At 63.5% G+C, this 24,657-nt stretch carries 19 protein-coding genes; 15 read left to right on the plus strand and 4 right to left on the minus strand.

The window, feature by feature from the left end; all coding sequences use genetic code 11:
* Nucleotides 1-307 precede the first annotated feature (307 nt).
* The 8 genes from CLU92_RS01715 (at nt 308) to CLU92_RS01750 (ending at nt 10,043) form a co-directional block, all read left to right on the plus strand.
* Nucleotides 308-1,612: a sugar ABC transporter substrate-binding protein gene (locus CLU92_RS01715; protein ID WP_101480464.1), complete on the plus strand. Its 1,305-nt coding sequence runs from the start codon at nt 308-310 to the stop codon at nt 1,610-1,612.
* Nucleotides 1,613-1,751: 139 nt separating this feature from the next.
* Nucleotides 1,752-2,612, plus strand: a complete 861-nt coding sequence (locus CLU92_RS01720) for a carbohydrate ABC transporter permease (RefSeq protein ID WP_101480465.1) — start codon at nt 1,752-1,754, stop codon at nt 2,610-2,612.
* Nucleotides 2,613-2,622: 10 nt separating this feature from the next.
* Nucleotides 2,623-3,441, plus strand: coding sequence for a carbohydrate ABC transporter permease (locus CLU92_RS01725; protein WP_101480466.1), 819 nt, complete (start codon nt 2,623-2,625; stop codon nt 3,439-3,441).
* Nucleotides 3,442-3,472: 31 nt separating this feature from the next.
* Nucleotides 3,473-4,522 carry an ABC transporter ATP-binding protein gene (locus CLU92_RS01730; RefSeq protein WP_101480467.1) on the plus strand — a complete coding sequence of 350 codons (1,050 nt, stop codon included), beginning with the start codon at nt 3,473-3,475 and terminating at the stop codon, nt 4,520-4,522.
* Nucleotides 4,522-5,997 (plus strand): mannitol dehydrogenase family protein, encoded by a 1,476-nt coding sequence (locus tag CLU92_RS01735; RefSeq protein WP_180338402.1) that lies wholly within the window; start codon nt 4,522-4,524, stop codon nt 5,995-5,997. The genes CLU92_RS01730 and CLU92_RS01735 overlap by 1 nt, the downstream gene beginning before the upstream one ends.
* 14 nt (nt 5,998-6,011) lie before the next feature.
* A complete protein-coding gene (locus CLU92_RS01740; RefSeq protein WP_101480468.1) occupies nt 6,012-6,929 on the plus strand; it encodes an AraC family transcriptional regulator in 918 nt (305 codons plus the stop codon).
* Between the two features lie 54 nt (nt 6,930-6,983).
* Nucleotides 6,984-7,910 (plus strand): AraC family transcriptional regulator, encoded by a 927-nt coding sequence (locus CLU92_RS01745; RefSeq protein ID WP_101480469.1) that lies wholly within the window; start codon nt 6,984-6,986, stop codon nt 7,908-7,910.
* A gap of 72 nt (nt 7,911-7,982) precedes the next feature.
* On the plus strand, nt 7,983-10,043 hold the full coding sequence (locus CLU92_RS01750) for an esterase-like activity of phytase family protein (RefSeq protein ID WP_101480470.1): 2,061 nt from the start codon (nt 7,983-7,985) through the stop codon (nt 10,041-10,043).
* Between the two features lie 170 nt (nt 10,044-10,213).
* Here CLU92_RS01750 and CLU92_RS01755 read toward each other — a convergent pair whose 3' ends face one another.
* A complete protein-coding gene (locus CLU92_RS01755; RefSeq protein WP_101480471.1) occupies nt 10,214-12,298 on the minus strand; it encodes a S9 family peptidase in 2,085 nt (694 codons plus the stop codon).
* Between the two features lie 238 nt (nt 12,299-12,536).
* On the opposite strand from CLU92_RS01755, the gene CLU92_RS01760 reads away from it, so the two are divergent.
* From CLU92_RS01760 to CLU92_RS01770, 3 genes are all read left to right on the plus strand, one after another.
* Nucleotides 12,537-13,133: a hypothetical protein gene (locus CLU92_RS01760; protein ID WP_101480472.1), complete on the plus strand. Its 597-nt coding sequence runs from the start codon at nt 12,537-12,539 to the stop codon at nt 13,131-13,133.
* Nucleotides 13,134-13,491: 358 nt separating this feature from the next.
* Nucleotides 13,492-14,733, plus strand: coding sequence for an HD-GYP domain-containing protein (locus CLU92_RS01765; RefSeq protein WP_101480473.1), 1,242 nt, complete (start codon nt 13,492-13,494; stop codon nt 14,731-14,733).
* 145 nt (nt 14,734-14,878) lie between these two features.
* Nucleotides 14,879-16,531 (plus strand): PAS domain-containing methyl-accepting chemotaxis protein, encoded by a 1,653-nt coding sequence (locus tag CLU92_RS01770; protein WP_101480474.1) that lies wholly within the window; start codon nt 14,879-14,881, stop codon nt 16,529-16,531.
* Here the strand turns inward: CLU92_RS01770 and CLU92_RS01775 are convergent.
* The 3 genes from CLU92_RS01775 to CLU92_RS01785 form a co-directional block, all read right to left on the minus strand.
* Nucleotides 16,503-17,351 (minus strand): DUF2071 domain-containing protein, encoded by an 849-nt coding sequence (locus tag CLU92_RS01775; RefSeq protein ID WP_101480475.1) that lies wholly within the window; start codon nt 17,349-17,351, stop codon nt 16,503-16,505. The two genes, CLU92_RS01770 and CLU92_RS01775, sit on opposite strands and share 29 nt — an antisense overlap.
* 63 nt (nt 17,352-17,414) lie before the next feature.
* Nucleotides 17,415-18,197, minus strand: coding sequence for a 3-hydroxybutyrate dehydrogenase (locus CLU92_RS01780; RefSeq protein ID WP_101480476.1), 783 nt, complete (start codon nt 18,195-18,197; stop codon nt 17,415-17,417).
* A 91-nt stretch (nt 18,198-18,288) separates the two neighbouring features.
* A complete protein-coding gene (locus CLU92_RS01785; protein WP_101480477.1) occupies nt 18,289-19,365 on the minus strand; it encodes an AraC family transcriptional regulator in 1,077 nt (358 codons plus the stop codon).
* A 139-nt stretch (nt 19,366-19,504) separates the two neighbouring features.
* Here CLU92_RS01785 and CLU92_RS01790 point away from each other — a divergent pair, with 139 nt between their 5' ends.
* From CLU92_RS01790 to CLU92_RS01805, 4 genes are all read left to right on the plus strand, one after another.
* Nucleotides 19,505-21,115 (plus strand): FAD-binding oxidoreductase, encoded by a 1,611-nt coding sequence (locus CLU92_RS01790; RefSeq protein ID WP_101484446.1) that lies wholly within the window; start codon nt 19,505-19,507, stop codon nt 21,113-21,115.
* Nucleotides 21,112-22,680 carry a glycerol-3-phosphate dehydrogenase/oxidase gene (locus tag CLU92_RS01795; protein ID WP_101480478.1) on the plus strand — a complete coding sequence of 523 codons (1,569 nt, stop codon included), beginning with the start codon at nt 21,112-21,114 and terminating at the stop codon, nt 22,678-22,680. Before CLU92_RS01790 ends, CLU92_RS01795 begins: the two co-directional genes overlap by 4 nt.
* Before the next feature lie 63 nt (nt 22,681-22,743).
* Nucleotides 22,744-23,031, plus strand: coding sequence for a hypothetical protein (locus CLU92_RS01800; protein WP_101480479.1), 288 nt, complete (start codon nt 22,744-22,746; stop codon nt 23,029-23,031).
* A 2-nt stretch (nt 23,032-23,033) separates the two neighbouring features.
* The gene (locus CLU92_RS01805) at nt 23,034-24,614 is read left to right on the plus strand and encodes an FGGY-family carbohydrate kinase (protein ID WP_101480480.1); all 1,581 of its coding nucleotides are present in this window, start codon (nt 23,034-23,036) and stop codon (nt 24,612-24,614) included.
* Nucleotides 24,615-24,657 lie beyond the last annotated feature (43 nt).

The raw sequence follows: 24,657 nt of genomic DNA on the forward strand, positions 1-24,657 counted from the left end.
GTCTCCAGAATAATGTAGGTGGTAGCGCTGGCGCCCCCGAGGACGGCCACCGCATACGGTCTAATGCCGAAAACCAAGTCTAGCAGCGCTTTTTTAACCACCCTGATACAAAACGAACAAGTGACGATACTTTCTTTCAGAGTGTTGTTTTTGCTGCATATCGATACTCTCGCGCATAGTGGGCTTGCAAAAGAGTATCGAATTGCGGTTTTGGAGTATCAGAAAGTATCAAAGGCCGGTGCTACATTGTGGTCGTGGTGCTAAGTATCTGAGCATTGCCAACGACAAAAAACACTGGAGACACGCAATGAAACGTTCCGCCATCGCCGCGCTATGCGCCGCCTGCCTCAGCTCGTCCGCCTTTGCCGCCACCGACCTGGTCATCGCCACCGTCAACAACGGCCACATGATCGAAATGCAAAAGCTCGGCAAGTTCTTCGAGCAAGCCAATCCCGACATCAAGCTCAAATGGGTGACCCTGGAAGAGGGCGTCTTGCGCCAGCGCATGACCACCGATATCGCCACCAAGGGCGGCCAGTTCGACGTGATGACCATCGGCTTGTATGAAACGCCCATCTGGGGCAAGAAAAACTGGCTGATCCCCATCAAGCCTGACGCCAGATACGATATCGACGACTTGCTGCCGGCCATCCGTGAAGGACTCTCCGGCGACGGCAAGCTGTACGCGTCGCCATTCTATGGCGAAAGCTCGATGATCATGTACCGTAGCGACCTAGTCAAAAAAGCGGGCATGACTATCGAAGACCGCCCCACCTGGAACCAGTTGCGCGACGTTGCTGCCAAGCTGCACGATCCGGCCAACGGCGTGTACGGCATCTGCCTGCGCGGCAAGCCGGGCTGGGGCGACAACATGGCCCTGATCACCACCATGGCCAATTCCTACGGCGGCCAGCTGTTCGATATGCAATGGAAGCCGCAATTTACCAGCAAGCCGTGGAAGGATGCGGTCACCATGTATGTCGACCTGATGAAGAAGTACGGCCCGCCGGGCGCAGCCGCCAACAGTTTCAATGAAAACCTGGCGCTGTTTAACCAGGGCAAGTGCGGCATCTGGATCGACGCGACGATCGCCGCCTCCTTCATTACCGACCCCAAACAAAGCAAGGTGGCCGACAAGGTGGCGTTCGCCCAGTCGCCCGTGGGCGTGACGGAGCGGGGCGCCAACTGGCTGTGGATCTGGTCGCTGGCCATCCCGTCGAGCTCCAAGCACCCGAATGAAGCGCAACGCTTCATCAACTGGGCAACTTCGCCCGACTACGTGAAACTGGTGGCCAAGGAAACGAGCTGGGCCAACGTGCCGACGGGTACGCGCAAATCGACGTATGCCAGCCCCGAGTTCCAGAAAGTGGCGAAATTTGCCGCCGCCGAAGGCAAGGCTCTGGCCACCACGCGCGCCGTGCAAAGCACCATGCTGCCATCGCCATACGTGGGCGTGCAATTTGCGTCCATCCCCGAATTCCAGGTGATCGGCGTGGCTGCCGGCCAGCAGATGGCGGCAGCGCTGCTGGGCAAGGTAACGGTGGACCAGGCGCTGGAATTGTCGCAGCAGACGGCGGAGCGCGAGATGCGTAAAGGTGGCTACTACAAATAAGGCAGTGTCTTTGTCGAGTAGCTTGCTTACCCCAATGGCGTAAAGCAGGGGTCAGTCCTTCGGATCGGAATGCGTCCCATTGGGCCGCATTCCCCCGCCGGGTCTGACCCCAGACTTCCCCTTGTCCCAAGAGAACATTATGAAACGCATTATCCCCCGGACTTTGCTGACGCCGGCCGTGGTCGCCGTCTCCGTCATTTCCGTCATTCCGCTGCTGATTACCCTGTTTTACTCGTTCGTGCGCTATTCCATGCTCGATCCGAGCGGCCATCCTTTCCATGGCCTGGCCAATTTCCACTTTTTCTTTACCGATGCCTCGTTCCTGCCGGCATTGCAGAACACCTTTACCCTGCTGTTTTCCGTCATGCTGATCACGGTGGTGCTGGGTACGGCGCTGGGGCTGCTGATCAATGAAGCCTTCCCGGGGCGCGCCATCGTGCGCGTGCTGTTGATCTCGCCGTTTCTTGTCATGCCGGCCGTGAATGCCCTGATGTGGAAAAACATGCTGCTCAACCCGATCTACGGCCTGTTTGCGCAAATCAGCATCTTCTTTGGCGCCACGCCCGTCGACTGGCTGTCGGCCCACCCCCTGTTTTCCATCATCATGATGGTGTCTTGGCAATGGCTGCCGTTTGCCTGCCTGATCTTCATGACTGCCCTGCAATCGATGGACCGCGAGCAGCTGGAAGCGGCGCGCATGGATGGCGCCACCTACCTGCAGCAGTTGCGCTACCTCTACATTCCCCACCTGGGCCGCGCCGTTTCGGTGGTGCTGATGATCGAGATGATCTTCCTGTTGTCGATATTTGCGGAAATATTCACCACCACGGGCGGCGGTCCCGGCTTCGATACGACCACCATCACCTTCATGATTTATCAGCAGGCATTGCTGTCGTATGACGTGGGAGCGGCCTCGGCCGGTGCCCTGTTCGCCGTGCTCATCGCCAACATCGCCGCCTTCTTCCTGATGCGCGTCATCGGCAAGAATTTGTCGAAATAAGGAGACCTTGATGCCTAGCAAATTCAATCTGGTTGGCCGCACGGCCGCCGCCTGGCTGTGCGCGCTGCTGCTGTTCTTTCCCATTTTCTGGCTGGGCCTGATGGCTTTCAAGACGGAAGGGCAAGCCATTTCCACGCCGCCCCTGCTGTTTTTCACGCCGACCCTCGACAGCTTCCGCGAAGTGCTGGCGCGCGACAATTACTTCGGCTACGCGTGGAACTCGCTATTTACCAGCGTGGTGTCGACCGCCATCGGCCTGTTGATCGCCATTCCCGCCGCGTATTCGATGGCCTTCTTCCCTACGGGCGGCACCATCGGTTTGCTGAAATTCATGCTCAGCTCGCGCTACATGCCCGGCGTGGGCGCCCTGATGCCGATCTATATCTGCTACCAGTACTTCGGCCTGCTCGACACGCGCATTGGCCTGACCATCATGTTCATGCTGATGAATTTGCCCATCATGATCTGGCTGCTGTACACGAGCATGAAGGAGTTGCCGCGCGAAATCCTGGAAGCGTCGCGCATGGATGGCGCCACCGTGTGGGATGAATTCCGCCACGTCGTGCTGCCCCTGTCCGTGGGCGGCATCGCTTCCACGGCCCTCGTGTGCATGGTCTGGTCGTGGAATGAATCGTTCTGGTCGCTGAACCTGGGCGCGTCCAACGCGGGCACCCTGGCTTGGCTCATCGCCTCGTATTCCAGCCCGGAAGGCTTGTTCTGGGCCAAATTGTCGGCCGCTTCCCTGATGGCGATCGCCCCCATCATGGCGCTGGGCTGGTTCTGCCAAAAACAATTGGTCCAGGGTATGACCTTTGGCGCAGTCAAGTAGCATCGAAAAACAAATCAGAAATGAGACAATCATGGCTTACCTTCAACTGAGCAATATCGAAAAATTCTTTGGCGAGCACCGCGCCATCAAGGGCATCGACCTGGACATCCAACAGGGCGAGTTCGTCGTCTTCGTGGGACCGTCAGGTTGCGGAAAATCAACCCTGCTGCGCCTGATCGCGGGGCTGGAGCCGATCGACGGCGGCAAGCTGTCGCTCGACGGGCGCGACATCACGAACGTGCCGTCGTCCAAGCGCGACCTGGCGATGGTGTTCCAGTCGTATGCGCTGTACCCGCACATGACGGTGTTCCAGAACATGTCGTTCGCCTTGAAACTGGCCGGCGTCGATCCGGCCATCATCCGCGAGAAAGTCGACAAGGCGGCCGCCATCCTTGACCTGGGGAAGTACCTGGAACGCACGCCGAAGGAGCTGTCGGGCGGCCAGCGCCAGAGGGTGGCCATCGGCCGCGCCATCGTGCGCGACCCGAAAGTGTTTTTGTTCGATGAACCGCTGTCGAACCTCGATGCGGCCCTGCGCGTGCAGACGCGCATCGAGATCGCCAAGCTGCACCGCGAGCTGGGCGCCACCACCATCTATGTCACGCACGACCAGGTCGAGGCGATGACCCTGGCCGACAGGGTGGTGGTGCTGCGCGACGGCCAGATCGAGCAGCATGGCGCGCCACTGGAACTGTATGACCATCCCGCCAACCGTTTTGTCGCGCAATTCATCGGCACGCCCAGCATGAACGTGGTACCCGCCGACGCGGCACCGCAGCTGCTGGCGCAGGCGGGCAGCGCGGCGCAGGCCGATGGTTTTGTCGGCATCCGCCCCGAACACGTGCACCTGGGCGCGGCGCAGCCGGGCAGCGTGCCCGTCACCGTCGACCTGGTAGAGTCCCTGGGCGTGGAAACGCTCACTTATGTGCGCTTGCCGAACAATGTGCAGCTGGTCTCGCGCGGAGCAGAACGCAGCAGCCTGCAGCCGGGCCAGCAGACGCATTTGACGTTCGAACCGGGCTTCGTGCATTATTTTGACCGCGCCGGCAAGACTTACGCGGCGGCGAAAGGAGCGCTGTAATGGACGCGATCGCATTGAAGCAGGCGAACCTGGAGCGACTGCCCGCCAACGTTGCCGTGCCCGCGTATGTGCGCGGCGCGCTCGTGGACAGCATCGTGCATATCGGCGTGGGCGGCTTTTTCCGCGCCCACCAGGCCGTGTACCTTGACGATTTGCTGGCCTTGCCCGGAAATGAGCAATGGGGCTATTGCGGCGTGGGCTTGCTGCCGCATGACGCGGCCATGCGCGACGCCATGCGGATGCAGGACGGCTTGTACACGGTGGTCGAGCGCAGTGCAGCCGGCGATACCGCGCGCATCATCGGCTGCATAGGCGAATACCTGTATGCGCCCGACGAGCCGCAGGCCGTGCTGGAAAAACTGGCCGATCCTGGCACGCGCATCGTCGCGCTGACCATCACCGAGGGCGGCTACTATGTGAACCAGGGCACGGGCGAATTCGACGCGCAACACCCCGACATCGTGCATGAACTGGCGCACCCGCAGGCGCCGCGCTGCTCGTTCGGCTACCTGGCCGCCGCCCTGGCCTTGCGCCACCGGCGCGGCCTGGCGCCCTTTACCATCATGTCCTGCGACAACCTGCAAAACAATGGCGATGTGACGCGCAAGATGCTGCTGGCCTTTGTCGCCCTGCGCGACGGGGAACTGGCGCGCTGGCTGGCCACGCATGGCAGCTTCCCCAACAGCATGGTCGACCGCATCACGCCGGCCACCACGGATGAACACCGGGCGCTGGTGCGTGACAGCTTCGGCATCGTCGATGCCTGGCCCGTTGTGTGCGAGCCGTTCCGCCAGTGGGTTATCGAAGACGAATTCCCGCAGGGCCGGCCGGCCTGGGAAAAGGTGGGCGCGCAGATGACGCACGACGTGCTGCCATATGAAAAAATGAAGCTACGCTTGCTCAATGCCAGCCACCAGGCCCTGTGCTACATCGGCATGCAGCTCGGCTACACGTTTGCGCATGAAGCGATGCTTGACCCTGGCATCCGCGCGCTCGTGCGGCGCATGATGGATGACGAGGTCACGCCCCTGCTCGGCGCAGTGGAAGGCATCAACCTGGCCAGCTACAAGGATACCTTGATCGAGCGCTTTTCGAATCCGGCGGTGCGCGACCAGTTGGCGCGCATCGGTACGGAAGGCTCCGCGCGCATCCCGAAATTCGTGCTGCCCTCCGTGCGCGAAGCGCTGGCGCAAGATGGCGCCATCAAGCTGCTGGCTTTCACGGTGGCGTGCTGGTTCCGCTACCTGGAAGGCCACGACGAGCAGGGGCGCGAGATGCCCCTGAACGACCCGTATGCGGTGCGCCTGCGCGCGCTGGCGCTGCAGGGCGGGGCGGATACCTCGCCGTTGCTGTCCTTGCGCGAGCTGTTTGGCGACCTTTCCGACACGCCCGCGTTTACGCAGGCGGTGGGGCAGGCGCTGGCCAGCCTGTACGGGCTGGGCGCGCGCGCGGCGCTGGAACGGGTACTGGCCTGACGGGGAGGCGCGCCATGCCACGCAAAGCCGATGCCGCATTGCCGCAGATGGAGCTGGAACAGCAGCGCGACGCCACGCCCGGCTTCGAGCCGAAAGGCAGTTTCGGCTTCATCCGCTACCTGGAGCACGGCTTTCCGAATGCGCTGGTGCGCTGGCATTACCACGACGAGTACGAGCTGCACCTGATCGTCAAGACGAGCGGCAAGGTCTTCGTGGGCGACTACATCGGCCAGTTTGCACCCGGCCACCTGGTGCTGACGGGGCCGCGCGTGCCGCACAACTGGGTCTCGCTCGACACGCCTCCCGAAGGCGTGGCCCTGCGCGACATGGTGATCCAGTTTTCGCATGCGCCGCTCGCTTCGATGGCGGCCGCCATCCCGGAACTGAAAGGAATTTTTCCGCTGCTGCAGCGCGCCCTGCACGGCGTGGAGTTTTTCGGGGCCAGCGAGCAGTCGCTGCGGCGCTTCCGGCGCATCCGCGACAGCAGCGGTTTGCCGCGCTTCATCGAGTTTCTGACCTTGCTGGGCGAACTGGCGCAGACGAGCGACTACCAGCTGCTGTCGACGGTGCCCATGCAGTCGAGCGACGACGACGTGGCTTTGGCGCGCATCAGTTCAGCCATCAACTTCATCGTGCACAATTACAGCAGCCAGTTTTCGCTGAAACAGCTGGCTGAGCAGGTGGACATGCCAGAGCGGACGTTTTCGCGCTTCTTTCGCAGCGCCACGGGCAACAGCTTCACGGACTTCGTCAACCGCCTGCGCATCAACAAGGCGTGCCAGCTGCTGATGGAGACGGAGCGCTATGTCAGCAACATCTGCTACGAAGCGGGATTCAATAATGTGGCCAACTTCAACCGGCGCTTCCTGGAATTGAAGGGCATGACGCCGAAGGAGTTTCGCCAGCAGGCGCTGGGCCGCTTTGGGGAATGACGGTAATTGGAGTACATTGGATGGCACAGGCGGGACAGCCTGGGAGGGACAAGCATGGAACACCTGTGGCAAAAGGACAGCGATCGCAAGGCGCCCGAACTGGAGCGCGAAAGCTACGACGGCATCATCAATTACCTGGAACATGGCTATCCCAGTTCGCGCGTGCGCTGGCACTGCCATGAAGAGTATGAACTGCACCTGATCGTCGCCACCAGCGGACGATTGTTCGTGGGCGACTATATCGGCGAGTTCTCGCCCGGCCACCTGGTGCTGACGGGGCCGCGCCTGCCGCACAACTGGATTTCCAACGTGGTGCCGGAAGGGGGCGTGGCCTTGCGCGACATGATCGTGCAATTCGCCCACGCGCCGCTGGCCGGCGCCGCGCGTGTCATCCCCGAATTGCGCGAACTGCTGCCGCTGCTGGAGCGCTCCAGCTATGGCGTGGAGTTTTTTGACATGGGCCACGAGGCCGAGCAGCACCTGGCGCGCATCCGCGTCACGCATGGCGCCGAGCGCTTCGCCGAATTCGTGCAATTAATGAGCAAGCTGGCGCGCACCGCCAATTACCGTTTGCTGTCGAGCGCCTCCCTGCGTTCGTACGACGATGACGCCACCCTGGCCAAGGTCAATGCCGTCCTCAACTACATCACGGACAATTACCGCGAGCCGATTTCGGCGGAAATGCTGGCCGAGCAGGTCGGCATGTCCCTGAGCAAATTCTCGCGCTTCTTCCGCAAGGCGACAGGCAACAGCTTCACGGATTTCATCAGCCGCCTGCGCATCAACAAGGCCTGCCAGCTGCTGATGGATACCGATCATTATGTGTCGAACGTCTGCTACGACGTGGGTTTTCAGAACGTGGCCAACTTCAACCGCCGCTTCCTGCAGGTGAAGGGCGTCACGCCCAAGGAATTCCGGCGCCAGGCCGACGGCCGCTTTGGCGGCATCGGCGGGCCTGTTGCGGATACGCCACTGGCCTAGCCGCTGTCATTACCTTGTCATTATGCCCAGCTAATCTCCTCGGTTTCACTCTCAACCTGAACCGAGGAATGCATGAACGTCGCAGCGACCCTGATACCGACCCCGAAACTGACCCTGCTGGCCATCGCCGCCGGCTTGTGCCTGTCCGCTTGCGGCGGCAGCGATAATACGCCGGCGGAACCGGCCAAGCCCGTGGCGCAGACGGGCGTCTTCCTCGACGGCGCGGTGGAGGGCCTCGATTACGTGGCCGGTAGTGCGGCCAAGGCCAGCACCAATGCCAAGGGCGAATTCATTTGCAACCCTGGCGAGACGGTGGCTTTCAGTGTGGGCGGCCTGGCCCTGGGTTCGGCGCCATGCGGCGCCGTCGTCACGCCGCTGGCGCTGGCCGGCAGCACGAATGTGGCGGACGACAAGGTCGTCAACCGCCTGCTGGCGCTGCAACTGCTCGATGACGACAGCGATCCGTCGAACGGCATCAAGCTCACGGCCGAAGTGAAGACGGCGCTGGCCGGCAAGACACTGGACTTTGCCAGCGCCCCCGCCGTATTCAATACGGCCCTGGCCGCACACTTGAGCAGCGCGGGCGGAAAATTCGCCAGCCGCACGGTCGACGGGGAGCGCCGCGCCCTCGTGCGCGAGCATTTCGAAGACACCCTCGCTTCCAAGGTGGGTGCGCCCTTCAATGAAGCGCTGACGCAGGCTAATTCGGTCGGCGAAGTGAAAGTCACGGTGACGCGCTACCAGATCCAGGCGGCGGACAAATACTATGTACCGTACGAAGGCGCGAATGCCAAGATCAAGGGCGAGTTCCCGAACGGCTTTTTGCCGTCGTACGGCTCCGGCCTGGCCTACAAGGGCAAGAATGCGGCGGGCGACCTGGAGTTCTATGGCTTGACGGACCGCGGCCCGAACGGCGACGGTCCGCTGGTGCCCGATCCATCGGGCAAGGGCACCATCGGCAGCAAGATCTTCCCGTCGCCCAGCTTTACTCCCTCTTTTGGCGTGCTCACGGTGGGCAAGAACGGCGCCATCTTGACTTCGTCGACGCCGATCAAGGTGTCCGCCACGGTGAACACCTCGGGCTTGCCCGTGCCGGTGGGCGCGGTGGGCAATTCGGCCGAGATTCCCGTCATGGATGTGATGAAGTTCGACCCGGCCGGCAAGGCCGTCTTCAACGCGGGCGGCCTCGATTCGGAAGCCATCGTCGTCGATGCGAAGCGCAACGCGCTGTGGGTGTCCGACGAATACGGCCCCTTCATCATCAGGATCGATGCGGCCACGGGTATCATCCAGGCCAAGTACGAGCCGGGCAAGGGCTTGCCGGCGCTGTTCGCCAAGCGCCGCGCGAACCGGGGCATGGAAGGCATGACCCTCGACACGAGCAACGACAAGCTGTACGCCTTCCTGCAAAGCCCCCTGTCCGATGGCACGGCACCGTACTCGGTGACGAAGAAAAATGAACAGGTGGAGCGTTTCGCCCGCTTTACGCGCTGGATCGAATTCGATCCGACGACGGGCACCAGCGGCAAGATGTATGCGTATCCCCTGAATGCGGCCGATTACCAGGATGGCCGCACGGGCAATGCCAAGCTGGGCGACATGGTGGCGCTGGGCGGCGGCAAGTTCCTCGTCATCGAGCAGGGTGCCGCGCCATCGGGCAAGGTCTTCAATAAACTGATGCTGGTCGAATTGAAGGGCGCCACCGATATCGCGGCCGCCGCCTTCAACGCGACGACCTCCGACCTGGAAAAGAGCAGCATGGGCGGCGCGGCCGTCAATGGCGCCGACTGGGCCGCTGTCACGCCGCTCAAGAAAACCCTGCTGTTGGACTTGAACGCCATCGGCTGGGCGGCGGAAAAGGCGGAAGGACTGACCCTGATCGACGACTCCACCATCGCGCTGGCCAACGACAATGACTTCGGCCTGAAAACCAAGATCTTTGACGCGAATGGCGTGGAAGTGGCGGACGCCGACGTGACCAAGTGCACGGTCGACGCGAACGGCGCCATCGTCACCAGCGCTGCCGTCGGCTGCACTGCGGGCAATACCATCCGCGTGGCGCGCGGCGACGACCGTGAACGTCCAAGCCGTTTGTGGATCGTGAAGTTCGCCAAGGCGCTCAATACGTATTGATATGATGTGCAGTGTCGGATTACGCGGCGCGCGCGCCGCTAATCCGACCTACAAAACAAAAAGCCGCGCGGTGCTGGATGCACCGCGCGGCTTTTTATTGTGGAAATCGAGGGTAGTTCGGATTAGGCGGGGCCGCCGAGGCCAAAGGCCGTAATCCGACATTCACCCGCTTACTTCTTGGTGTAGGTATTCAACCAATCCAAAACCGTGTGATGCCACAGCAGCGAGTTGGCCGGTTTCAGCACCCAGTGGTTTTCGTCAGGGAAGACCAGCAGCTTGCTCGGGATACCCTGGCGCTGCAGCGCCGTGAAGGTGCCCAGGCCTTGCGCGGTGGGGATGCGGAAGTCCAGGTCGCCCTGGACCACCAGCATCGGCGTCTTCCAGTTTTTCACGAAGTTCACGGGATTGAACTGTTCGTGCTTGGCTGGCGCATCGTAGTACGGGCCGCCGTTTTCCCATTCGGTGAACCAGAGTTCTTCCGTCGCGTAAGCCATGCCGCGATTGTCGAACACGCCATCGTGGTTGACCAGGCATTTGAAGCCGTCCGGCCAGTTCCCGGCGATCCAGTTCATCATGTAGCCGCCGTACGACGCGCCCAGCGCGCAGCTGCGCTCGCGGTCCAGCCATGGAAACTTCTTGGTGGCCGCTTCCAGGCCCTTTTGCAGGTCGACCAGCGGCTTGCCGCCCCAGTCGCCGCTGATGGAGTCCGTGAACTTCTGGCCATAGCCGGTGGAGCCGTGGAAGTCGATGAAGACGGTGGCGTAGCCGGCGCCTGCATACACTTGCGGATTCCAGCGGTAGCTCCAGCTATTGCCGAAGCTGCCTTGCGGGCCGCCGTGCACGAGGAATGCGACAGGATACTTTTCACCCGCCTTGGCGTTCCATGGCTTCATCACGTGGCCGTAGACGGTTTCGCCATTCGCGCCCGCGAACGAGAATTGTTCATATTCGCCGAAACGCACATCGGCCAGCGCTTGCGCATTCTGTTTCGTCAGCTGGACCATCGGCGCGTTTTCCGACTTCGCGTCGAGCTTGCGCGTGTACAGCTGCGCGCCCGAGGCCAGGTTGGCTTGCGCCAGCACGATGGTGTTGCCGCGCACGTCGAAGTCGCCCACGGCGCCCTTGCCAGTCAGCGCATTGACCTTGCCGCTGGCCGCGTCGATGTGGAACAGACGGTGCTGGCCTACGTCATCGGCGGCGACGAGGAAGGCCTTGCCATCCGGCGTCCAGCGGAAGTCGGCCACGGAACGGTCCCAGTCGTCGGCCACGGTGCGCTTCTTGCCTGTGGCGACATCCATCAAGACCAGGTGGAAGCGGTCCGCCTCGAAGCCCGGCTTGGTCATGGCCACATAGGCCAGGGTGCGGCCATCGGGCGAGTAGGTGGCCTTGGCATCCCAGGCGGGATTGTCGGCGGTGAGGTTGCGCGGCGCCTGGCCACCAGTTGCTGGAATAGTGTAGACGTCGAAGTTGGTCGACCACGATTCCGTGCGACCGGCCACGCGCACGGAGAAGGCTACCGTCTTGCCGTCCGGGCTGAAGTGGTATTCGCCATTGTCGCCGAAGGGCTTCGATGGCGCGTCGCCATCGAGGGTGCCGCTCAGGCTAACGGGCGTGGCGCTGACCTTGCCGGTGGCGTCGATGGGCGCCGAGTACAGCGCGTTGCGTCGGCCGTCGGCCCAGGTATCCCAGTGGCGCACGAACATCTGGTCGTAGACCATGCCGCTCGCCTTGTTCTTGGCTTTTTCATCCAGGCGCTTCTTGGTGCAGGCGATATCCGCGCAATCGAGGAAGACGCCCATGCTGAAGGCCAGGCGATCGCCCTGCGGCGACAGCCGGTAGGTGTCGACGTCCAGCGCCAGGTCGGTGACCTTTGCTGCTTCGCCGCCGTTCAGGGGCAGCTGCCACACTTGCGAGGAGCCGGAGCGGCCGGACAGGAAGTAGATGGCGTCGCCGTTCGGCGACCATTGCGGGTCGCTGGCGCTGGCATCGCCGCGCGTGAGCTGGCGTGGCGCCGCGTTCGGCGCGCGCAGGTCGATCATCCACAGCTGCGTGTTGCCGCGGTTTTTGTCCAGGTTGGTAGTACGCACCGTGTAGACGACGCGCGTGGCGTCCGGCGACAGCACGGGGCTGCCTACGCGTTCCATGGCAACCATGTCTTCGACGGTGAAACCGCGCGGAGCGGCCAGCGCAGGGATGGCGGCGGTGGTGGCCATGGCGGCACTGAATGCTCCCAAGAGCAGCAGACGTAAACTCATTCAAACTCCCGATTCTTATGACGACGTTATTGATATGGTATTGACGTGGCCGGCTGTACCGCCGGCAGCCCGACATCATAGCAATAAAGACGTGCTTGCTGCGGGAGTTGACCGTCGGTTAGCCGGTCGGCGGTGCCAGTTGGTCGAGTGGTCGGGCGCGCAGATGTTTTCTTACAGAAACAGCTGTTTTTATGCAAAGTGCTAGACTGCCGGCCTTTGACGACTACTCTCGATACCCATGCGCCTGACTACTCTCACCCTGACCGCCGCCGCCCTGTTCGCCGCCTTGCCGGTCCATGCCGCCACCATGCCCACGCTGGAGCAAATCCAGGCTGCCGTGCAGGCGGGCGTGGCCAAGACCCAAGCCAAGATGCAATCGGCTATGCCGGTACCGATCGCCGTCAAGGTCAAGAGCCTGCAGGGTTGCCAGGATTCGCTGGAAGTGCCAAACGAAGTGGTGTGCCTGGTCGCCATGAGCGCCGGCATGCGCGACGGTTTTAATGTATTGCCGCTGCGTAAAGAGGGCGGCACCTGGGTCGGCGTCGAGCGCAAGAACGCCAAGTTCGCGGGACCCTCGCCGGCCGAGGCGCAAGCGATGATACGCGCCTGGGCCAAGGAAGAAGTGGCGCGCAATCCGGAAGCGGCCAAGGATGTGCAGATGCAGGAAGCGCAGAGCACCATGCAGGTCAAGGTCGTCAACGAGTGCGATGTCCAGCGCAAGACTGGCTACCTGGTATGCGATACGGAATTGAGCGTGCCGAGTCGTCCGGAAGGCATCAAGACGGAACTGACCTTCATGCTGGAAAGCGGCAACTGGCGTTACGTGCCGCGTTAAGCTGCCGGCCGTCACACCGCTCACGTATCAAAGTGCGGCGCGCCAGCGGCCGCATTCCCGCACCTCATTCCCACACTCCTGCCCGGGCATTGCTGCGCGTCCATCAGACATGCGCCCGGCGGCAGGCAGACATTCCTTCCCCTATAGCGCCAGCATCCCTTTCAATCAATATGGATTAATTGATAAATTTATCAATTAATTACTTGTTTGCAATGAAAGTGATAGAATTGGTGATTATTGCTGAATTTGTTGTGATTTCGCCATATAAACTAATTTATTTGTTTTAATCATTATTTTTGGCGTATGATATTGATAATGCAAAAGTAAATGCCGCAATGTGCATGTCTGGAGAGTCGCCTTGCTGAAAAAAATAACGAGTAATGAACTGGTACTGGGAATGTATGTCGAGCGCCTCGGCCGCTCCTGGCTCGATACCCCTTTCTGGACGCGTTCCTTCCTGCTCGAGTCGCCGGCTGACCTGGAGCGTATCCGCGCGGCACGCCTCTGCGAGGTGTGGATCGACACGGCGCGCGGGCTGGCGCTGGCGGAACCGGCATCGGCATGCGCATCGTTCGCTGCTGTGGAACCGCCAGTCGCAAATGCAGCGCCCGCGCCCGCGCCCGCAGCCCATGCTGGCCCGGCCCGCTCGCGCGAAGAGGAAATGGCGCACGCCCGGCGCCTGCTGGAGCGCTCGCGCCAGGCCGTGCAGACGATGTTCGACGAGGCGCGCATGGGCAAGGCCCTGTCGGCGGCGCAGGCCTACGAGCTGGTCGATGATATCGCCGCCTCGGTGCTGCGCGGTGGCGACGTGCTGCTGGGGTTGGCACGCCTGAAGACCGCCGACAATTACACGTATATGCATTCGGTGGCCGTGTGCGCGCTGATGACGGCGCTGGCCAGGGAACTGGGTCTGGCGCCCGAGCAGGTGCGCTCGGCCGGCCTGGCGGGTTTGCTGCACGATATCGGCAAGATGGCCGTACCGTCCGCCATCCTCAACAAGCCGGGCAGCCTGAGCGAAGTGGAATTTTCCTCCGTGCGCGCCCATGCGGCGGCCGGCCATCGCATGCTGATCGAGGTGGGCGATATCGATCCGGTGGCGCTGGACGTGTGTCTGCACCACCATGAAAAACTTGATGGCAGCGGTTATCCCAAGGGTTTGTGTGGCGAGGAAATCAGCCTGTATGCGCGCATGGGTGCCATCTGCGACGTGTACGACGCGATCACCTCGAACCGGCCGTACAAGAAGGGCTGGTGCCCGGCCGAGTCGCTGCGCCGCATGGCGGCCTGGCGCGGCGGGCATCTGGACGCGAGACTGTTTGCCGCTTTCGTCAAATGCCTGGGCATTTATCCGCTGGGCACCCTGGTGCGCCTGCAATCGGAGCGCCTGGCCGTGGTGGTGGGGCAGGCGGCGGGCAAGACGCTGACTTCGCCCACGGTACGCGTGTTTTTTTCCATCCGCGCCGGCACCTGTATCGCACCCTGCGTCATTGACTTGGCGGCGCCAGGTTGCCAAGAGCGCGTTGTTTCCACGGAAAGCGCGGAGCGGTGGGGCTTGCTGGACGTCGACCGTTACTGGGCCGGCGAACCAGCCGTGGCATAGCGCAAGCCACGGCTGGAATAAAGTATATTTTGTTAATAACAAAATATTAAAATAAGGGTGCCAGTGCCGCGTCCGTTTTCCTGTCTGGCGACTGTGCCTTGTCCGCTTACCCGTCACCGTACGGGCTACCTCTGAGGATGTGACCATGCGACTCAATCTTCCCGTCAGCGATACCGAGATCAATCTGAGCGATACCGAGACCATCGTCTCGACTACCGACTTGCAAGGCAATATCACGTATGCGAACCCGTACTTCATCGCCGTCAGCGGTTACAGTGGGGAAGAGTTGATAGGCGCGCCGCAAAACATTCTGCGCCATCCGGACATGCCGGTCGAAGCGTTTGCCGATTTCTGGGCCACCATCCGCTCAGGGCGTTCGTGGAGCGGCATGGTCAAGAACCGCTGCAAGAATGGCGATTACTACTGGGTGCTGGCGAACGTGACGCCGGTGGTCGAGGATGGCGTGGCTGTCGGCTACATGTCCGTGCGCACCAAACCGACGCGCCAGCAGGTGGCGCAGGCATCCGCCCTGTACGCGCGCATCAAGGCGGGGCAGGCCGATGGCATCGTCATCAGCCAGGGCGCGGCGGTGCGCACGGGCTGGCTGGCCAAGGTGCTCAGCTTGCGCGACCTGGCGCTGGGCAAGCGCATTGGCTGGAACCTGGGTTTGCTGAGTTTGGTACTGCTGCTGCAGCTGGCGTGGACTGTGGGCGTGCTGCCGGCAAGCGCGGGCGGCTGGCTGACGGGCCTGTCCGCGGTGGCCTTGTGCGCGGCCCTGTATTTCTGGCATAGCTTGTACCGCGCCGTGCTGCAGCCCTTGCAGCAGGCGCGCCAGGCCTGCGACGTGATGGCAGGCGGCGACCTGACAGGCGAGTTCGACACCACGCGGCGCGACGAGATGGGGCAGCTGCTGCGCTCCTTGCGCCAGTTGCGCGTGAACTTGCACTCCATCGTCGGCGATGTGCGTGGCAATTTCCTGCGCATCAGCATGGCCAGCCAGGAAATTGCCGCCGGCAATATGGACTTGTCGGGTCGCACCGAAGCGCAGGCATCGGCCCTGGAGCAGACGGCATCGAGCATGGAGCAGCTGGCGGCCACGGTGCAGCAAAACAGCGGCAACGCCGTGCAAGCCAGCGACATGGCGGGCAAGGTGCATGGCCTGGCGGGGCGCGGCGGCGAGATCGTCGGCCAGGTGGTGAGCATGATGGCGGAAATTAACGCATCTTCGAAGAAAATCGGCGACATTACGGGCATTATCGAAGGCATTGCCTTCCAGACCAATATCCTCGCCCTGAACGCGGCCGTGGAAGCGGCGCGCGCGGGCGACCAGGGACGTGGTTTTGCCGTCGTGGCGGGGGAGGTGCGCAGCCTGGCCCAGCGCAGTGCGTCGGCGGCCACGGAAATCAAGCAATTGATCACGGCATCGCTGGCCCAGGTGCAGGCGGGCGCGAAGCTGGCGCAACAGGCGGGCGCCAGCAGCGCCGAGATGCTGGGCGCCGTGCAGGGCGTGCATGGCATCATGGAGGAGATCGCCTCGGCCTCGCGAGAACAGAGCCATGGTATCGGCCAGGTCAACATGGCCGTCACGCAGATGGACGAGGTGACGCAGCAGAACGCGGCGCTGGTGGAGGAATCGGCGGCCGCCTCTGCGTCGCTGCAAGACCAGGCCTTGCAGCTGGAGCAAGCCATGGCCTTGTTCAAGCTGGAACGGCGGAGCCGGGGGCAGGCGGGCCCTGCCAAGCCCCTGCGCGCACCGGAGCGCCGCCGCGCTACAGCAGGCGCTCTGACAGCGCCTTGAAGTCCACTTGCGGTACGAGAAAGGCAAATGGCTTGGATAGGGGCGGCAGCTGCCCCAGCATGCCGCAGTCGGCGCGCAAGGCCGTCAGCGCTTGCACTTGATCCACATCAACGGGCAGGTCGATTTCGCCGAAAACCAGCTTGCCGTTGCGCGGCACGTGCGCGATGGCCGCATCCTGGCAAGCCAGGAAGGCGACGGCATCGTGCCAGTTACCGAACAGCGCTTGCCAGTCGGCATCAAGATCATGCTTCGCGGTGATGTCTGCCTGCACATCCAGCGCAGGGGCGCTGCCGGTCCCGCCTGCAATGCTGCAGTGCGCCTGCGTGGCGCTGACTTCCAGTGTCATGTTGTCGGCCAGGTGCGTCGGTAATATATCGCTGAACAGCCGCGTGCCCAGCGCATGTGGCAAGCCATCCATGATGTTTTTCAAAAAAAACACGCAGGGCACGGCGGGCGCTCCCCGTGGCGTGTGGTCCAGATATAAACGCCAGTTGCTTTGCAGGGGCGATGGCAGCAGCCGGCGCAAGGGGCCTGGCAGGGCAGGGCCGAAATGTCCGTGGCGGTAGGTCAGCACGGTAAACGGCGTCTTGCCGTCGCGCTGCCACAAGGTCACGCCGGCGGGCAACAGCCGCTGCGCTGCCCGGGCGTCCACCAGCCAGCTCACGTAGACGACGTCGCGCACGTCGCTGTGCAGGGTAAGGAAAGGCAGGCGGGACATGACAGCCTGGCGCACGTTGGCAAAGTGCGTGCAGTTGGCGAGCGCGGCAAACAGGCGTCCTGGCCAGCCCGCGCGCGGGTGACGGTAAGTATTGTCTTGCAATGGGGAAGTCCTTCGGTTGCGGTGATGCAGGCGGACGGCGCCGCCTGCCGTAAACGCCAGGTGTTACTGCATGTGCCAGCCGTGGCTCACTACGATGGACTGGCCGCTCAGCGCCGTCGACGGGAAGGCTGCCAGGAAGACGGCCGTTTGCGCCACGTCCTGCGTGGTGGTGAATTCGCCGTCAATCGTGTCTTTCAGCATCACTTTCTTGATCACATCTTCTTCGCTGATGTTCAGCTGGGCCGCCTGTTCGGGGATTTGCTTGTCGACCAGCGGCGTGCGCACGAAGCCGGGGCAGATGACGTTGGCGCGGATGTGATCTTTTGCGCCTTCCTTGGCCACGACCTTGGCGAGGCCAAGCAAGCCGTGCTTGGCGGCAACGTAGGCGCTCTTGAAGGGCGACCCTTCGTGCGAATGCACGGAACCCATGTAGATGATGGCGCCGCCGCGGCCCGCCTTGATCATTTCGCGCATGCAGGCGCGCGTGGTAAGGAAAGCGCCGTCCAGGTGGATGGCCAGCATCTTTTTCCACTGATCGAACGGGTAGTCGACGACGGGGCTGATGATCTGGATGCCTGCGTTGCTGATCAGGACATCGATGCCGCCAAAGTGGGCCACGGCATCCGCCACGCCCTTGTCGACCTGTGCTTCGCTGGAGACATCCATGGCGACGGCAAACGCCTGGCCGCCCGACTGCCTGATTTCTTCGGCCGTCTTGCTGGCCGCTTCCAGGGCAAGGTCGGCGATGACCACCTTGGCGCCTTGTTTCGCGTATTCAATGGCCATTTCCTTGCCGATACCACTGGCGGCGCCGGTAATCAGTGCGACTTTGTCTTTGAGTTGCATATTAATCCTTTGCATTGCGGGTTGGAGTGATCGTGGAATTCAGACTATGCCAGTATAGCCAGAAAACGCGCCAGGCATGGCCCGCGCACGCCTACAAACCGGCTTGCCTTGCCTGCATTTCTTGCAGGCGCCAGGCGCCGGGATTGGTGCCCGACCAGGTGCGAAACGCGTGATTGAAGGCGCTTTGTTCCTGGTAGCCCAGCAGGAAGGCGATGTCGACCAGCGACAAATCCGGTGCGCGCAAATAATCGCGCGCCAGGCCGTAGCGGGTCTGGTCCAGCAGGGCCTGGAAGCTGGTGCCCGCGTCGGCCAGCTTGCGCTGCAGGGTGCGCGGCGTGACGGCCAGCGTGGCGGCAACGCTGGCCAGCCGCGCCGAACCCTGGCGCAAGCCGGCCACGATGGCCGCGTGTACCTGCGCCTCGATGGCGCCGCCGCTCTCTGCTGCGGCATGGCGCTGCGCCAGCAGTTGTTCCGCATGCTGGCACAGTACGGGGTACAGGCTGACGTCGGCGTTCGGCACGGGCCAGTCCAGCAATTGCGCGTCAAAGGTGGCCGTGTTGGCGCTGGCGCCAAAGGCGGGCAGGCTGCCCAGCACGCGCACGTATTCGTCGCGGTGCGCGGCGTGGCGCAGCAAGTCGCCGCCGCCATCATGGGTAAACGCCAGTTGCGCCGGCGGCAACGGCATGCCCGCCAGCCAGTCGCCGCACACGCGTATGCCGGCAAAGACGCTGTCGACCAGGTGCCGGCTGGCGCCCGGATAGTGGCTGGTCCAGCGGTAATGCGCGAGAGCTCCATCGCGCTGCAGGGTCGAGCGGCCCAGGTCGTGCGCCAGACGTTCATAGCGTGCCGTCTGTTCCAGCGCCTGGCCCACGTTGCTGCAACTGAGTAAAATCAGGCCATACGCGCTGTAAGTGCCCATGCGCACCCGCTGGCCCACGTGCAGGCCGAAATGCGCGTCGCCCGCCAGCTGCGCGCCCGCATCGAGCAGGCGCACGTAGTCGTGCGCGGCCAGACTGGCCGCTGTCGCTTCCAGGCTGTGCGGCGCCACGCCGGCCGCGCTTGCCAAGATGGTGGCAGTGATGCCGTGCGCGCCGGCCGCTTCGAGCAGCGGCTGCAGATAGGCGCCGGCGACCCGGCCTTCCGCGTCGCGGCTGTCAATGCCTGGCATGATGGAACAATGCAATTGTCATGAAAAACCAATACCCTTCGTCTTAGGCGGCATATGCTATTGATCTAGCAAGAAAATCAGGCAAGGACAGTATACCAAGCCGCCGTGGCGCGCAACTGGCCAAACACAGGGGATGTCGATGCAACGCTGGAATGGGTGGGGGGACGAGAGCGTCACGTATGCGCTGAGCGCGGAGGCACTGGCTTTTTTGGGCGAGCGCCTTGGGCCGGGCAGCGGCATGCTGGACGCCACAATGGACGACGTTTGCGCGCAAGTGCCCGCGTCGCGCCTGGCGCCGCATCCGCTGATCGATACCACGCCCGCCACGCGTGTGCGTCATGCGCTGGGCCAAAGCCTGCCCGACTGGTTTAAATTGCGCCACGGTCGCATCGGCGCCGTGCCCGATGGCGTGGCCTTTCCCGACAGCGCGCTGCAAGTGCGCCAGCTGCTCGAGTATGCGCGCCAGGCGTGCGTGGCCGTGATACCCCACGGTGGCGGCACCAGCGTGGCAGGGCACCTGACGGTGGCGGCGGGGCCGCGCCCCGTGCTGGCGCTGAGCCTCCGGCGTTTGTCTGCGCTGGGTCACCTGGACCGCGAAGCGCAGCTGGCCACGTTTGGCGCGGGCGTGTATGGCCCCGACCTGGAAGCGCAGCTGCGCGCGCACGGCTATACCCTGGGCCACTATCCGCAGTCGTTCGAATACTCCACCCTGGGCGGCTGGATCGCCACGCGCTCGTCGGGCCAGCAATCGCTGCGCTATGGCCGCATCGAGCAGCTGTTCGCGGGCGGCGAGGTGGAAACGCCGTCCGGCACCATGAACATCCCCACGTTTCCCGCCTCGGCGGCCGGCATCGACCTGCGCGAAATGGTGCTTGGTTCCGAGGGGCGGCTGGGCATCCTGACGCAGGCCACCGTGCGCGTCTCGCCGCTGCCGCCCTACGAAGCATTCCATGCCGTGTTTTTCGCCGACTGGGGCAAGGCTCAGGCGGCCGTGCGGGCGCTGGCCCAGTCGCGCCTGCCCCTGTGCATGCTGCGCCTGTCGAACGCGCTCGAGACGAAAACCATGCTGACCCTGGCCGGGCATGAAAGACTGGTGGGACTGCTGGAGCGCTACCTGTCCCTGCGCGGCTGCGCGGAAGAAAAATGCATGCTGATGGTGGGCGTCAGCGGAGATGCGAAACCGGCGCGCGCGGCCCTGCGCGGCGCCCTGGCGCTGGCGCGGCGGCACAACGGCGTGCACGTGGGACGCCACATGGGCGACAAGTGGAAGCAGGGGAGATTTCGCAACGTCTACCTGCGCAATGGCGCCTGGGAACACGGCTATGTCATCGATACGGTGGAAACGGCCGTTGACTGGCCCCGTGTCACGGCGATGATGGCGGCACTGGAGCAGGCAGGCGCCAATGCGCTGGCGGCGCATGGCGAGCAGGTGCACGCATACACGCATCTGTCGCACGTGTACGCGCAGGGCGCCAGCGTCTACACCACGTATGTGTACCGGCTGGCGCATACGTATGAAGAAAACATGGCGCGCTGGCGTACCTTGAAAGACGCCGCCTGCGCCGCCATCGTGGCCAATGGCGGCACTATCAGCCACCAGCATGGCGTGGGCACGGACCACGCTCCGTGGCTGGCCGCCGAAAAGGGAGAATTGGGCATCGCTGCCATGCGCGCGCTGTTCCGTCAGGTCGACCCGCAGGGCATGATGAACCCCGGCAAACTGCTGCCTGAGGCGGGGAGCGGCTTGTGAACAGGGCGGATCTGCCTGGCCTCCTGGCGCGCGACTGGGATGTGCTGATCGTCGGCGGCGGCATCACGGGCGCCGGCATCCTGCTGGAAGCATCGCGGCGCGGCCTGAAGGCGCTGCTGGTGGAGCAGCGCGATTTCGCCTGGGGTACGTCGAGCCGCTCCTCGAAGCTGGTGCACGGCGGCTTGCGTTATTTGAAGCAGGGACAGTTCGCGCTGACGCGCGAATCGGTGCATGAGCGGCAAGCCTTGCTGACGGATGCGGCGGGCCTGGTCGAGCCGCAGGGCTTTGCCTTTGGCGACTACGCCGGCAGAAAACCGGGGCGGCGCCAATTCATGCTGGGCCTGGCCATTTATGACGTGATGGCGGGCCGGCGCGCGCGCCGCTATGTTAATGCCGTCGATTTTTCCATGCTGGCGCCGCACGTCCAGCGCGAAGGGCTGCAAGGCGGCATGCTGTACCAGGATGCCAAGACAGACGACGCGCGCCTGGTGCTGCGCGTGCTGCAGGAAGCGCGGCGCCATGGCGGCGTGGCCTTCAATTACCTGGGCGTGGAATCACTGCTGCGCGAGGGCGACAAGGTCGTCGGCGCCAGTTTGCACGATGCGCTCGACGGCGCGGTAGGCAGCGTGCGCGCGCGCCTGGTGATCAGCGCCACGGGTGCCTGGGCCGACGGCTTGCGCGGCCAGGTGGGAGAAAAGCCGAAGCTGCGGCCCCTGCGCGGCAGCCATCTGCTGCTGCCTGCCTGGCGCCTGCCGCTGGCGCAAGCCGTCAGCCTGATGCACCCGCAGGATGGCCGTCCCGTGTTTGCGTATCCATGGGAGGGCGTGACCCTGGTGGGCACCACCGATGTCGACCACGGCGCCAGCCTGGACCTGGAGCCTGCCATCACGCGCGGCGAACTCGATTATCTGATGACGGCGCTGCGCTGGCAGTTCCCGCAGCTGGCGCTGGGCGAAGACGATGTGCTGGCCACGTTTGCCGGTGTGCGGCCCGTCATCGACAGCGGCCAGCTTGACCCGTCGAAGGAAGCGCGCGAACATGCGCTATGGCTGGAAAACGGCTTGCTGACGGTGGCCGGCGGCAAGCTGACGACGTTTCGCGTGATCGCCCTTGACGCGCTGCGCCGCGCCGCGCCGCTGCTGCCGGGTTGGCAGGCGGATTTGAAGCCCTTGCCTATTTTTGACGCCACGCCGCCCCTGTCGGGCAAGGCCTTGCTGCTCGATGGCGAACAGCGCGCGCGCCTGCTGGGCCGTCATGGCGCGGCCGCGCAAGCCCTGTGCGATGCGGCGCACGACGGCGAACTGGAGCAGATTCCCGGCACGCAGACCCTGTGGGCGCAGCTGCGCTGGGGCGCGCGCAACGAGGACGTGCAGCACCTGGACGACCTGTTGTTGCGGCGCACGCGCCTCGGTTTGCAGCTGGCCGGCGGCGCGCTTGCTATCATGCCGCGCCTGCGTGCCATCTGCCAGCGTGAACTGGGCTGGGACGATGCGTGCTGGGAGGCGGAACAGGCGCGCTACCTGGCACTGTGGCGCAGTCATTACAGCGTGCCGCAAGGCAACTGAAGCAAAGATAAAAATATAAAAGAGGAGAGCATCATCGAGACCATCCTGTTTGGCCAGCCCCTGGTGCTGGGCGAGGCCCGCATCACCTATGACAGCCTGTCGCTGCTGGACCTGCGCCAGCCCGTGGATGTCCTCGTCGACGATCTGGGGGAAGACCTGCTGCAAATCACGTGCGCGAATGGCGACATCGTCGACGTAGGCTGGTATCCGGCCTGGAGCGAACAGGGACGCTTGCGCGTGGTGGCCGTGCGCGGGCAGGACTGGGAAGCGCCCGTGTTCAGCGCGCAGCCGGAAAAAGATCCGCAGGCGCTGCTGCAGGCGCTGCGCTCCGCGCTGGCCAGCGTGGCATAACCATGGACTCCGTAGCGGGCAATGGCCCATATATACTCTCCATCGACAATGGCACACAAAGCGTGCGCGCGCTGCTGTTCGACAGGGATGGCAAGCTGGCGTCCAAGGCGCAAGTGTTCCTCGATCCGTATTTCTCCGAGCATCCCGGCTGGGCCGAGCATGATGCCGACGGTTACTGGCAAGCCGTGTGCGAAGCGTGCCAGCAGCTGTGGCGCAGCACCGTCATTGAAAAATCGTCGGTCGTAGGCGTGGCCGTGACCACGCAGCGCGGCACGGTGGTCAACGTGGATGAACATGGCGTACCCCTGCGTCCCGCCATCACCTGGCTGGACCAGCGCAGCACGCGCCAGATTCCCCGGCTGGCGCCTTGGTGGCGCGCCGCTTTCCGCGTCACGCGCCTCGAGGGCACGATCGCGTACTTCCGCCGCGAGGCCGAGATCAACTGGATCGCGGCACACCAGCCCGATATCTGGCGCCGCACGCACAAATTCCTGCTGCTGTCGGGTTTTCTGAATCACCGCCTCTGCGGAAAGTATATCGATTCGACGGGTTCGCAGGTGGCCTACATCCCGTTCGACTACAAGCGCCACGCCTGGGCCGGCCGCTTCGACTGGAAGTGGCAGGCACTGGCGATTCAACGTTCCATGCTGCCGGAGCTGGTGACGCCGGGCACGCGCATGGGCGCCATCACCAGGGCTGCCGCTGCGGCGACGGGAATCCCTGAAGGTACGCCCTTGCTGGCGGCCGCCGCCGACAAGGCGTGTGAAGTGCTGGGCGCCGGCTGCGTCGAACCGCATGTGGCGTGCCTCAGTTACGGCACCACGGCCACCATCAACACGACCAACCGCAACTACGTGGAAGTGACGCGCTTTATTCCGCCGTATCCAGCCGCCATGCCGGGCGCCTACAGTACGGAAGTGCAGATTTTTCGCGGCTATTGGATGGTCAACTGGTTCAAGGAGCAGTTCGGCGACCGCGAACGGGCGGCGGCCGCCGAAGATGGCACGGGCTTGTCCGCCGAGGCGCTGTTCGACCGTCTGGTCGAGGCCGTGCCGCCCGGGTCCATGGGATTGATGCTGCAGCCGTACTGGAGCCCTGGCATCAAGGTGCCTGGCCCGGAAGCGAAAGGCGCCATGATCGGCTTTGGCGACGTGCACACGCGCGCGCACATCTACCGCGCCATTCTCGAAGGCCTCGCGTATGCGCTGCGCGAAGGCAAGGAGCGCATCGAGCGGCGCAGCGGTATTGCCATTACGGAGCTGCGCATCGCGGGCGGTGGCTCGCAAAGCGACGCGGCCATGCAGCTGACGGCCGACATCTTCGGCTTGCCCGCCGCGCGCGCCCACGTGTATGAAAGTTCGGGCCTGGGCGCGGCCATCGCTGCCGCCGTGGGGCTGGGCTGGCATGCGGATTTTCCCGCCGCCGTGCAAGCCATGACGCGCAAGGGCAAGGTATTCCAGCCGAACTCCGGACACAGCAAGGTCTATGAGCAACTGTATCGGCGCGTGTACCAGAAGATGTACGCGCGGCTGCAGCCCCTGTACCGCGAGATCGCCGACATTACCGGCTATCCTGAAAAGTGAAGGTGAAGGTGAAGGTGAAGGTGAAGGTGAAGGTGAAGGTGAA

The organism is Janthinobacterium sp. 61, assembly GCF_002846335.1.
GTDB lineage: Bacteria > Pseudomonadota > Gammaproteobacteria > Burkholderiales > Burkholderiaceae_D > Janthinobacterium.